The organism is Streptomyces turgidiscabies Car8 (assembly GCF_000331005.1).
GTDB lineage: Bacteria > Actinomycetota > Actinomycetes > Streptomycetales > Streptomycetaceae > Streptomyces > Streptomyces turgidiscabies.
This window is the reverse complement of sequence record NZ_AEJB01000429.1, coordinates 1-10,951: the sequence shown is the minus strand read 5'-3', so window position 1 is coordinate 10,951 and position 10,951 is coordinate 1. Positions and strand designations below refer to the sequence as shown.

Here is a 10,951-nt window from a genome sequence, read left to right as displayed (position 1 = left end):
CACCGACCGGCTCGTACACGACCCGGCTGTCCACGTCAGGTGAGCCGGTGTCGATGACCCGCCCGGTCTCGCTTGCCGCGAGCCGGCCGAAGTAGCGGAAGCAGTTGACGATGTCGTCGATGTCGTACGCGCTCTCCACCAGGCGTTTTCCGGTGTCGAGGGATTCCGCGCGGGCCAGCTCGTCCTTGTCGCGGACCATGAGGTCGGCGACGCGCAACAGCAGGTCACCGCGCTCGCTCGCCGGCGTGCCGGGCCAGGGGCCCTCGTCGAAGGCACGGCGGGCGGCGGTGATGGCCTCCACCGTGTCCTTGCCGCCGGCCTCGTCGACGACACCGACCAGAGAGCCGTCGGCGGGACAGCGGATCTCCCGGGTGCGCTCGTCGAGCGCGGACCTCCACGTACCGCCGATGAAGAGTTCGGGCATGTTCTCGTTCCTCCTGGTCAGCGCCGCATCAAAGGCGCCCTCGCGAGAAAGCGCCTTACCGGCCGACGAGGATTCATGCCAAATGTGATCTTCGACACGTCTGGCCAGACAGTCGGCGGGCCATGGCCGAAAGGAGCGGCCCCGTCTGTGAACCCTTCGTCCGGCACCAGCACACCACCGTTCGGGCGGGCCCGCGATGCCGTCGAGGACGGCACGCACCCGCGCGGGAATCGAAAGTCAGCTCGATCGCTCGCAGGGGAGAGCCGCGACGGAGGTCGCGTCTGCGTCCCGGAGGAGTGGCGTCGAGCCTGGCTCCGAGGTCAGGAGGGGAGGCAGCGGTCCGTGCGGGTCGGACCGGTGCGCGGCGGCCCCCATGACGTCTTCGATGATCGACTCGGGGGCGCGGCGCTCACGCCAGGGGACCGCGACGCTCGTGCGGCCGACCGCGCTCGTGCATGCGGGCTCACTCCGCCCGGCGTGGGAAGTAGCTCGGCAGCGACGGCACGCCACGCATGCCCGTGCCGTCGCAGCTCAGATGCTTCCCTTGTTTCCCTGTGCGCGGCCTGCCGGCCCGGGACCTTCTCGCCCGAGGCCTGCTAGGGGTGCGACAGCTGCCCCGACCCGCCGCTCTGCCTGCGTATGCGCTCCTGGGTCCGGGCGGTCACCCGCGCTTGCCGCCGGGCCTTGCGGCGCTCCCGTCGCAGCGCCCGTGCCGTACTGCTCGGGGTCGACACCACACCGTTGCGCTGGTTCCAGACCTGGCGAGTCACCCACACGTCGAGCGCCGCCCAGGTGGCCACGACGGTGCTGGCCACGCTGCTGATCACCATCGGGAAGGCCAGATAGGAGCCGGCCAGCGTGGACAGGAAGGCCACCATCGCCTGGATCAGCGTGACCGAGATGACGAGCACCGCCCGAACGGCCGCCGTACGCACCGGATCCGGCAGCCGGCGCCGACGCGCGGGCTCCTCCACCCACAGCTGCCGGTACGCGGGCCGTGCCTCCGTCCCGGCGGACGAAGGGAGTTGCCCGGACGCACCATGGGTGACGGACCGTTCACCACCCCCGCCCGTGGCCGTGTCCTGGCTCGCGCTGATGTTCCTGGCGCCCCCGTGCACCACCAAAGGCGCCACCACGTCGTTCCCGAGCGTCTCGCGTCGTTCCGCCGTGCCCATCACGTGTCACTCCCCACCGCCCAGCACACCGCCCGTCCCGATGTCGGTGACACCGGCTCCCCAGTGGTTGCCCGGCTAACGCTGTTTTACGCGGTCTGGACGCGGGATGCGGACCTGCTGACGGTTCTGCCACCCATTGCCCATGTACAAAGACGATCAGCGTGTCTCGAAGATTCCCGTCAAACGTAAAAATCCAGCCAAACGGCCAAGTTGACCGAAGGGTGCGGTCGTGCGGTGGCACCGGATCGGAGGAGGCAATCTCCCGTAATGACGGGACAACTCGCCATGTCTCGCGGGGAGCACGGAAGTTCAGTACCCAGACAGGTCTTCGAGTTAGCCGTGGGTCAGTAGTAGGCTCACGCCGATTATTGACGCACATGTGTACCCCCGCGTCGACGGGGGCGAGCTGGGGGAGGCCATGCGCTTTCGCGGGAAGTCCATCCGCCGGAAGATCGTGGCGCTGCTTCTCGTGCCGCTGGTGTCACTGACCGCGATCTGGGGCTTCGCCACAGTGCTCACGGGTCGTGAGGCGGCCGAGCTGTTCAACGTCTCGTCGATCGTGGAGAAGGTCAGCTACCCCACGGAGGACGCGGTACGCGTGCTCCAGCAGGAGCGCCGCCAGACCCTCGTCTATCTCGCCGACCCCCGTGCCTCCGACGCGCTGGCCGCCCTTCGGCGCAGCCGCACCGCCACCGACGGAGTCATCGACAAGATCCGCGTCAACGCCGACAAGTCCGAGGTGCGCAACTCGATCAGCGACAGCGACAGCGAGCGACTCACCGCCGTCCTCGAGGCGTTCGACGGCATCGGCCCCCTGCGCCGCAGCGTCGAGGAAGGCACCGTCACCCGGACCCAGGCCCTCAACCTCTACAACAACCTGGTCGATCCCTGTTACGTCCTGCTCGCCAACCTGCACATCATCGACAACCTGGAGATGGACAAGCAGGCCCGCGCGCTCGTCAACACCGCCCGTGCCCGTGAACTGCTCTCCCGCGAGGACGCCTTGCTCGGCTCGGCCCTGGTCGTCGGCAAGCTCACCCGCGACGAGTCCCGCGACATCTCCGACCTCGTGGCCCAGCGCACCGTCATGTACGACGTCAGCCTGCCGCTGCTCCCGCTGTCGGACCGCGCCCGCTACGACCGGTTCTGGAAGAACGCTTCCACCGCGCCGCTGCGAGTGGCCGAACAGGCCGCCATCGGCGCCGAGTCCGGCCACCCGAGGGGCGTCACGGCGAAGAGCTGGGACACCACCGCGGGCGACGTCCTCGACGAGCTCCGCAAGCTCAACGACGAGTCGGGCGACCGCTACCAGGACCGGGTCCGGCCGGTCGTGACGGGCGTCATCGTCAAGGCCGTCGTCGCCGGCGTCCTCGGACTCGTCGCCCTGCTGTTCTCGCTCTTCCTGTCCGTGCGCATCGGCCGCGCCCTCATCCGCGACCTGCGCCAACTGCGCCTGGAGGCCCACGAGGCGTCCGGCGTACGGCTGCCGAGCGTGATGCGCCGTCTGTCGGCCGGCGAACAGGTCGACGTGGAGACCGAGGTCCCGCGCCTGGAGTACGACAAGAACGAGATCGGCGAGGTCGGTCAGGCCCTCAACACCCTGCAGCGCGCTGCCGTCGAGGCCGCCGTCAAACAGGCCGAACTCCGCTCCGGGGTCTCGGAGGTGTTCGTCAACCTCGCCCGGCGCAGCCAGGTCCTGCTGCACAAGCAGCTCACCCTGCTCGACACCATGGAACGCCGCACCGAGGACACCGACGAACTCGCCGACCTGTTCCGCCTCGACCACCTGACCACCCGTATGCGCCGGCACGCCGAAGGACTGGTGATCCTCTCCGGGGCCGCCCCGTCCCGGCAGTGGCGCAAACCCGTCCAGCTGATGGACGTCGTCCGTGCCGCCGTAGCCGAGGTCGAGGACTACGAGCGCATCGAGGTCCGCAGGCTGCCGCGCATGGCCGTCACCGGACCGGCCGTCGCCGACCTGACCCACCTCGTGGCCGAACTCCTGGAGAACGCCACGGTGTTCTCGCCCCCGCACACCGCCATCCAGGTCCTGGGCGAGCGTGTAGCCAACGGCTTCACCCTGGAGATTCACGACCGGGGTCTGGGCATGGGGGCGGAAGCACTTCTCGACGCCAACCTGCGGCTCGCCGAGACACCCGAGTTCGAACTGTCCGACACGGACCGGCTCGGCCTGTTCGTCGTCAGCCGGCTCGCCCAGCGGCAGAACGTCCGGGTCTCCCTCCAGCCGTCCCCGTACGGTGGCACGACTGCCGTCGTCTTCGTCCCCGACGCGCTTCTCACGGACGACGTCCCGGACACCAACGGCATCGGCTTCCGCCTCGACCGCGCGCAGCCTTCCAAGGAGGCCGAGTTCGAGGAGAGCCGCAGGGCCGCGCTCTCCGCTGCGCCCGTACGCCTCCCCGGCCTGCCCCCCTCGCTCATCGACGGGCCGATCGAGCTCGAGGCGCCGGTCGACCTGGACGCCCTCGGCGACTTCCCCGGCTCCTTCGACGACGTGGACACCGAACAGGGCGTACTTTCCCGTACCCGCCGCTCGGTCACCGGGGCGCCGGGCGACCTGAGCGACCCCGTGGAGCTGCCGCGCCGCCGGGCCCCCAAACTGGTCAGTTCCCACGGCCGTCCCGTCACCGAGCAGCCGTCCCGCCGCAACCCGTCGCCGGACGAGCAATCGGTGGAGAGCATGGGCTCGGCGGATCCTGACACGCTGGCCCCGCTCCCGGCACGCCGCCGGGGCGAGGCGGCGATCCGCCGGGAAACCGACCCGCGTGAGGGCTTCGGCGATCGCGCGGAGTCCCCCGGGCGAACCTGGGACGGCAGGGGGAAGCCGGCGGAACCCTTTGCCTCGCGCTTCGGCGACCGATCGGTCGGTGACCGCTCCGACCTGCCCGCCCGTGGCACCGCCGGGCGAGCGGAGACGGCCCGCGGCGACCTCGGCAACCGGTTGCCGGAGGCCCCGGCACTTCCGCAGCGTGACCGGCGCGGTGGGTCCGGTACCGCGCCCGACTCCGCCGCGTCGGGTACGGCGGGGCTGCCCCGCCGCGTCCGGCAGGCCAACCTGGCTCCCCAGCTGAGGGACGGTCCGGAGCGGCGCACCGAACGCATGAACCCACGTACCCAGGACGGGGCCGACCTCCTCGATCGTGACGCCGACGAGGTCCGCAGCCGCATGGCCTCGCTGCAGCGCGGTTGGCAGCGAGGTCGTGAGGAGAACGCCGTGGGCGACGGCGCCACGGACGGCACAGCACAAGGAACGAGTAAGGGGGACGGTCGATGACCGCACCGAGGGCGACCGGCCAGACCGCGAGCGACAAGGCGTCGGGGGAGCTCAACTGGCTCCTCGACGACCTCGTCGACCGGGTCGCCAGCATCCGCAGAGCGCTTGTGCTCTCCGGCGACGGACTGCCCACCGGGGTCTCCAAGGACCTCAGCCGGGAGGACAGTGAGCACCTTGCCGCCGTCGCCTCCGGATTCCACAGCCTCGCCAAGGGTGTGGGGCGCCACTTCGACGCCGGCAACGTCCGCCAGACGGTCGTCGAACTCGACGACGCGTTCCTGTTCGTCACGGCGGCCGGGGACGGCAGCTGTCTGGCCGTCCTCTCGGACGCCGACTCGGACGTGGGCCAGGTCGCCTACGAGATGACCCTCCTGGTGAAGCGCGTCGGTGTGCATCTGGCGGCCGCTCCGCGCACCGATCTGCCCGCAGGCGGGTAGTGGGATGACATGAGCGGAGACGGTCAACCCAGAAGCCACTGGTTCGACGACGAGGCGGGACCGGTCGTCCGTCCGTACGCCATGACGCGAGGCCGCACCAGCCATGCGGCCCAGCACCGCCTCGACCTGATCGCGGTGGTCATCGCGGAGGCGCACGCGGACGACCCGGAAGCGGATCACACGCTGTCCCCGGAACACGTGGACATCGTCGAACTCTGTCGGGACGCTCCCCAGTCGGTTGCCGAACTCGCCGCCGAACTCAACCTCCCCATCGGCGTGGTGCGGGTTCTCATCGGCGACCTCGTGGACGAGGAAATGGTTCATGTGACGCGTCCCGTGCCGCCCGCCGAGCTGGTGGACGAGAATATTCTGCGCGATGTGATCAACGGCCTCCGAGCGCTCTGAGCAGCGCGGAAGCGGGGTAGAGACGTGACACTCCTCTCGAAGAGTTCGCGGTGCGGCGCGGCGGTGATGGTGCGGGACAATGGTCCGGCGGAGAGGGGCGGTTCGCCGTCTCCGGTGCAACGAGCCGATGACGTCATCGAGACCCCCCGGCGGCGGGGGCCACGGCCCACCGCCGACCGATCCCGAACAAGCAGGAGAAGAGACCGATGATCTTCGGGCGTTCTGAGCGCGGCAAGCCCCCGGTCGAGCCCGTCACGCTCAAGATCCTCGTGGCCGGCGGATTCGGCGCGGGCAAGACGACACTGGTCGGCGCCGTCAGCGAGATCAAACCGCTGCGCACCGAGGAGTTGCTCACCGAGGCGGGCCGCCCGGTCGACGACCTCCGAGGGGTGGAGGGCAAGCACACCACCACCGTCGCCATGGACTTCGGCCGCATCACGCTCCGCGAGGACCTCGTGCTGTACCTCTTCGGTACGCCCGGACAGGACCGTTTCTGGTTCCTGTGGGACGAGCTCGCCACCGGAGCGCTGGGCGCGGTCGTCCTCGCCGACACCCGCCGCCTGGAGGACAGTTTCGCCGCCGTCGACTACTTCGAGCGGCGCTCCATACCCTTCCTGGTCGGCGTCAACTGCTTCGACGGAGCTGCCCGTTACCCGTCGCAGTCCGTCCGTGCGGCGCTCGACCTCGACCCCAACGTGCCGCTCGTGCTGTGCGACGCGCGCAACCGGGAGTCGGTCAAGGAGGTCCTCATCGGAGTCGTCCAGCACGCGATGGCGTACGCGGCCGACCGCCGCGCGCCCGTCACCACCTGACGGCCCGCCCTCACCGTTTCGCACGCGCACGGCCCGTACCCCCGCCGACCGGGGTACGGGCCGCGGTCCAGAGGCACGCGCGCGTGGACCTGTGTGGCGAGCGGTGGCTAGCCCCGGCCGTCGTCCTCCCAGCCGAAGCTCTTCTCCACGGCCTTGCGCCAGTTGTGGTACTCGCGGTCGCGGATCGTCGCCTCCATGGCGGGCGTCCACTCGACGTCCTTCTGCCAGTGCGACTTCAGCTCGTCGAGGTCGTTCCACACCCCGGTCGCCAGCCCGGCCGCGTACGCCGCTCCGAGGCAGGTCGTCTCGGAGACCTTCGGACGGATGACCGGCACCCCGAGAACGTCAGCCTGGTGCTGCATCAGCAGGTTGTTCTTCGTCATGCCGCCGTCCACCTTCAGGGTCGTGATGCTCACCCCGGAGTCCTGGAACATGGCGTCCACGACCTCCCGCGTCTGCCAGCTCGTCGCCTCCAGCACCGCGCGCGCCAGATGCCCCTTGGTGACGTACCGCGTGAGGCCCGTGACCACCCCGCGCGCGTCGGAGCGCCAGTAGGGCGCGAACAGGCCGGAGAACGCGGGCACGATGTACGCGCCGCCGTTGTCGTCGACGCTCGCCGCGAGCGTCTCGATCTCGTCGGCGGTACGGATGATGCCGAGCTGGTCGCGGAACCACTGCACCAGCGCCCCGGTGATCGCGATGGACCCTTCGAGGCAGTAGACAGGGGCCTCGCCGCCGATCTTGTAGCCCATCGTGGTCAGGAGACCGTTCTTCGAGGCGACGGGCCGGCTGCCCGTGTTGAGCAGCAGGAAACTGCCAGTGCCGTACGTGTTCTTGGCCGTCCCCACGTCGTAGCAGGCCTGGCCGAACACAGCGGCCTGCTGGTCGCCCAGCGCGGAGGCCACGGGGACGCCCGCGAGCTGGCCCACCGCCGCGCCGTACACCTCCGACGAGGACCTGATCTCGGGGAGGATCTTCTCGGGGACGTTCATCGCCGACAGGATGGACGCGTCCCATTGGAGGGTCTCCAGGTCCATCAGCATCGTCCGGCCGGCGTTGGTGACGTCCGTGACGTGCCGCCCGCCGTCCGTGCCGCCCGTCAGGTTCCAGATCAGCCAGGAGTCGATGGTGCCGAAGGCGATCTCGCCGCGCTCGGCGCGGGCGCGCAGGCCCGGCACGTTGTCCAGCAGCCAGGCCGCCTTGGGGCCGGAGAAGTAGCTGGCCAGGGGCAGTCCCGTCTGCTCGCGGAAACGGTCCTGTCCGTCGGAGCCGCCGAGTTCGTGGCAGAGCGCGGCCGTCCGCGTGTCCTGCCAGACGATCGCGTTGTGGACGGGCTTTCCCGTGGCGCGGTCCCACAGGACCGTCGTCTCGCGCTGGTTGGTGATGCCGAGCGCGCTGAGCTGGTCGGCGCGCAGCCCGGCCTTGGCGAGCGCGCCCGCGACGACCGCCTGCACCTTCGACCAGATCTCGGTGGCGTCGTGTTCCACCCACCCGGGCTTGGGGAAGATCTGGCGGTGCTCACGCTGGTCGACGGCGACGATCGCGCCGTCCTGGTTGAAGACGATGCAGCGACTGGACGTGGTGCCCTGGTCGATCGCGGCGACGAACTTGTCCGTCATGACGTCCCCTTCGTGGGAAGCTCCGGAAGTCTGCAGCCCCGGAAAGGCGTGGGTGCGCGTCAGAAGGCTGCCTTGAAGACGATCCCGGCCAGCGCGCCGCCGATCAGCGGCCCCGCCACCGGGATCCACGCGTAACTCCAGTCCGAGGTGCCTTTGTTGGGGATCGGGAGCAGGGCGTGGGCGATGCGCGGGCCCAGGTCACGGGCCGGATTGATGGCGTACCCGGTGGGACCGCCGAGCGACAGCCCGATTCCGACCACCAGGAAGGAGACGATCAGGATCGACGTGCCGGACTCGCCGAGCCCTTTGGTCAGACCGAACGCCAGGATCGGCAGCACCAGCCCCATGGTCGCGATGATCTCGGTGACGAGGTTCGCGACGGGATGGCGGATCGCGGGGGTGGTCGAGAAGATCCCCAGCGTCGTCTGGGCCGTTTCCTGCTCGGCGTTGGCCTGGAACTGGGCGAAGTAGACCAGCCAGCACAGGACCGCGCCGAGGAGGGCGCCGACCATCTGCCCGGCGATGTAGACGGGCACCTTGTCCCAGTCCCCGGTGCCGATGGCGATCCCGATCGTCACCGCGGGGTTGAGATGCCCGCCGGACAGCGGTGCGGCGGTGTACGCCCCCGCCAGCACGCCGAAGCCCCAGCCGAACGTGATGACGACCCAGCCGGCGTCCTTCGCCTTGGAGTGGTTCAGTACTACTGCGGCGACCACGCCGGTGCCGAAGAGGATGAGAATCGCTGTACCGATGATCTCGCCGACAAAGATGTCCCCATTGCTCATGGTTGCTCCTGGGCCCTCACCCCGGGCGATCCGGCCCCGGGTGACCTTGCAGAGTGCGTTCCATGGCTGCTTCAGCCGAGACGAGCGTGTTGCCGCAGCCGCGTCGCACGCAGCAAAGGGCCCATGATCCGGACGGGTCCCGCACGGCGCATTGTCTGCATACGCCGAGAATGTGCGGCGAGGCCGGCTGACACCGGAAGTGTTCTCCGGCGTCCTGTGGGCGTCAAGGTGGGCGACGACAATGAACGTCGCCTCACCGCACCGCGATCACCGACGAACCGTGCCCGAACAGACCCTGGTTGGCCGTGATACCCACGCGTGCCCCGGCGATCTGCCGGTCACCGGCGTCGCCCCGCAACTGCCACGTCAGCTCGCACACCTGGGCGATGGCCTGCGCGGGCACGGCCTCTCCGAAGGAGGCGAGGCCGCCGCTGGTGTTGACGGGTATGTGACCGCCCGGAGCCGTCGCGCCCTCCCGCAGCAGCTTCGCCGCCTCGCCCTCACCGCACAGCCCCAGATCCTCGTACCACTGCAACTCCAGGGCAGTGGACAGGTCGTAGACCTCCGCCAGGGAGAGATCCTCGGGACCGATGCCCGCCTCCTCGTAGGCCGCCTGCGCGATCGAGGCCCGGAACGTCCCGTCCGCCGGCTCCACCGTCACCGCCGAGTCCGTGGCGATGTCCGGCAGGTCCAGCACGGTGGTGGGGTACCGCGGCGTCACCGTGGAAACCGCCCGGATCCGCACCGGCTCCCCCACCCCGTGCCGGCGCGCGAACTCCATGCCGGTCAGCACCAGCGCGGCCCCGCCGTCGGACGTGGCGCAGATGTCGAGGAGCCGAAGCGGATCGGCGACCACCGCGGACGCGGCGACCTCGTCGGCGGTGACCCGCTTGCGGTAGCGCGCGTTCGGGTTGAGCGCGCCCAGAGCGGCGTTCTTCACCTTGACCTGCGCGAAGTCCTCCAGGGTGTCGCCATGCAGTGCCATCCGCCGCCGCGCGTACAGCCCGAAGTACGTCGGGTTCGTCGCCCCCAGCACCCGGAACCGCAGCCAGTCCGGGTCGTCGGCCCGGTCTCCGCCCGCAGGCCGGAAGAACCCCTTCGGTGCCGAGTCCGCGCCCACGACGAGCACCACCTCCGCGAGCCCGGCGAGGATCTGCGCACGGGCGACGGCGACCGCCTGCGCCCCGGACGCGCACGCCGCGTACACGCTGGTCACCCGGGCACCCTGCCAGCCCAGCGCCTTGGCGAACGTCGCTCCCGCCACATACCCGGGATAGCCGCCGCGCACGGTGTCCGCCCCGACGACAGAGTCGACGTCCCGCCATTCGACGCCCGCGTCGGCGAGTGCCGCGCGCGCGGCGGCCGAGCCGTACTCCGTGAAGCCGCGCCCCCACTTGCCCCAGGGGTGCATGCCCACGCCGAGCACCGCCACCTCTCCGGTCATTTCATCGCCCCCGTCGGCCGCCAGTGCCAGGTCGTCCAGGTCGTTTCCGCGTCCTCGTGGAGCACACCCGGAACGACCTCCACCTCCATACCCACCGTCAGATCGGCGACGGTGACCCCGGGAACCGCCTGTCCCAGCACCACCATCCGCTCGGACTCCAGCTCCACAGCGATCAACGCGTACGGTTCCCACGGAAGTTCCGGATCGGTCACATACGGTGACGGAGGCCGGTACCGGCTGTCGGTGTACGACCAGACGCGCCCCCGCCGGGACAGGGGCACCTCCACCAACTCGCCGCCCGGGCACCCCGGATTGCGGCAGTGGACCTCCTCACGGGGGAAGAAGACCGAGGCGCAGGCCGAGCAGCGGGTACCGAGCAGCCGGAACCCCTCCTCGTCCTCCGTGAACCACCCGGCGACCACAGGTGTACGGCTGTGTGCCACATCCCCTCCAGAGCTGAATCTGACGGAACGTCAGAAGTGTGACACGGTCACATCGGATTGGGCAGCCGTCGCACAGAACCACACAGGCCCTGTGTGCGTCGTCGTAGCGGAG

General features: G+C 70.0%; 10 protein-coding genes and 1 pseudogene. 5 read left to right on the top strand and 6 right to left on the bottom strand.

Annotated features, from left to right (window positions below; genetic code table 11):
• Both STRTUCAR8_RS31655 and STRTUCAR8_RS31650 read right to left on the bottom strand, forming a co-directional pair.
• Window positions 1-424 (bottom strand): aldehyde dehydrogenase family protein (locus tag STRTUCAR8_RS31655; RefSeq protein WP_006380244.1); only part of this gene is annotated, 424 nt, incomplete at its 3' end.
• 596 nt (window positions 425-1,020) lie between these two features.
• The gene (locus tag STRTUCAR8_RS31650) at window positions 1,021-1,599 is read right to left on the bottom strand and encodes a hypothetical protein (protein ID WP_044473237.1); all 579 of its coding nucleotides are present in this window, start codon (window positions 1,597-1,599) and stop codon (window positions 1,021-1,023) included.
• Between the two features lie 418 nt (window positions 1,600-2,017).
• On the opposite strand from STRTUCAR8_RS31650, the gene STRTUCAR8_RS31645 reads away from it, so the two are divergent.
• The 5 genes and pseudogenes from STRTUCAR8_RS31645 (at window position 2,018) to STRTUCAR8_RS31630 (ending at window position 6,548) form a co-directional block, all read left to right on the top strand.
• Window positions 2,018-4,894 carry a sensor histidine kinase gene (locus STRTUCAR8_RS31645; protein WP_044473238.1) on the top strand — a complete coding sequence of 959 codons (2,877 nt, stop codon included), beginning with the start codon at window positions 2,018-2,020 and terminating at the stop codon, window positions 4,892-4,894.
• A complete protein-coding gene (locus STRTUCAR8_RS31640) occupies window positions 4,891-5,331 on the top strand; it encodes a roadblock/LC7 domain-containing protein (protein WP_006380246.1) in 441 nt (146 codons plus the stop codon). The genes STRTUCAR8_RS31645 and STRTUCAR8_RS31640 overlap by 4 nt, the downstream gene beginning before the upstream one ends.
• A 9-nt stretch (window positions 5,332-5,340) precedes the next feature.
• The gene (locus STRTUCAR8_RS31635; protein WP_006380241.1) at window positions 5,341-5,736 is read left to right on the top strand and encodes a DUF742 domain-containing protein; all 396 of its coding nucleotides are present in this window, start codon (window positions 5,341-5,343) and stop codon (window positions 5,734-5,736) included.
• A 35-nt stretch (window positions 5,737-5,771) separates the two neighbouring features.
• Window positions 5,772-5,962, top strand: a pseudogene (locus STRTUCAR8_RS55865) (hypothetical protein); the annotation flags it as partial.
• Complete coding sequence (locus STRTUCAR8_RS31630; RefSeq protein WP_006380238.1) at window positions 5,943-6,548, top strand: GTP-binding protein; 606 nt, start codon at window positions 5,943-5,945, stop codon at window positions 6,546-6,548. The pseudogene STRTUCAR8_RS55865 and the gene STRTUCAR8_RS31630, both read left to right, overlap by 20 nt.
• A 107-nt stretch (window positions 6,549-6,655) precedes the next feature.
• On the opposite strand, the gene glpK is transcribed toward STRTUCAR8_RS31630, so the two are convergent.
• From glpK to STRTUCAR8_RS31610, 4 genes are all read right to left on the bottom strand, one after another.
• Window positions 6,656-8,167 carry a glycerol kinase GlpK gene (glpK, locus tag STRTUCAR8_RS31625; protein ID WP_006380240.1) on the bottom strand — a complete coding sequence of 504 codons (1,512 nt, stop codon included), beginning with the start codon at window positions 8,165-8,167 and terminating at the stop codon, window positions 6,656-6,658.
• Window positions 8,168-8,226: 59 nt separating this feature from the next.
• Complete coding sequence (locus STRTUCAR8_RS31620; protein WP_006380243.1) at window positions 8,227-8,952, bottom strand: MIP/aquaporin family protein; 726 nt, start codon at window positions 8,950-8,952, stop codon at window positions 8,227-8,229.
• A 253-nt stretch (window positions 8,953-9,205) separates the two neighbouring features.
• The gene (locus tag STRTUCAR8_RS31615; RefSeq protein ID WP_006380239.1) at window positions 9,206-10,396 is read right to left on the bottom strand and encodes a lipid-transfer protein; all 1,191 of its coding nucleotides are present in this window, start codon (window positions 10,394-10,396) and stop codon (window positions 9,206-9,208) included.
• Window positions 10,393-10,818, bottom strand: coding sequence for a Zn-ribbon domain-containing OB-fold protein (locus tag STRTUCAR8_RS31610; RefSeq protein WP_006380245.1), 426 nt, complete (start codon window positions 10,816-10,818; stop codon window positions 10,393-10,395). Before STRTUCAR8_RS31610 ends, STRTUCAR8_RS31615 begins: the two co-directional genes overlap by 4 nt.
• Between the last annotated feature and the right edge of the window lie 133 nt (window positions 10,819-10,951).

Bases quoted from the DNA above. Each gene is read 5' to 3' on its own strand.
- glpK (WP_006380240.1), bottom strand. From the start codon at position 8,167: ATGACGGACAAGTTCGTCGCCGCGATCGACCAGGGCACCACGTCCAGT.
- STRTUCAR8_RS31645 (WP_044473238.1), top strand. From the start codon at position 2,018: ATGCGCTTTCGCGGGAAGTCCATCCGCCGGAAGATCGTGGCGCTGCTT.
- STRTUCAR8_RS31640 (WP_006380246.1), top strand. From the start codon at position 4,891: ATGACCGCACCGAGGGCGACCGGCCAGACCGCGAGCGACAAGGCGTCG.
- STRTUCAR8_RS31615 (WP_006380239.1), bottom strand. From the start codon at position 10,396: ATGACCGGAGAGGTGGCGGTGCTCGGCGTGGGCATGCACCCCTGGGGC.
- STRTUCAR8_RS31635 (WP_006380241.1), top strand. From the start codon at position 5,341: ATGAGCGGAGACGGTCAACCCAGAAGCCACTGGTTCGACGACGAGGCG.
- STRTUCAR8_RS31620 (WP_006380243.1), bottom strand. From the start codon at position 8,952: ATGAGCAATGGGGACATCTTTGTCGGCGAGATCATCGGTACAGCGATT.
- STRTUCAR8_RS31630 (WP_006380238.1), top strand. From the start codon at position 5,943: ATGATCTTCGGGCGTTCTGAGCGCGGCAAGCCCCCGGTCGAGCCCGTC.
- STRTUCAR8_RS31650 (WP_044473237.1), bottom strand. From the start codon at position 1,599: ATGGGCACGGCGGAACGACGCGAGACGCTCGGGAACGACGTGGTGGCG.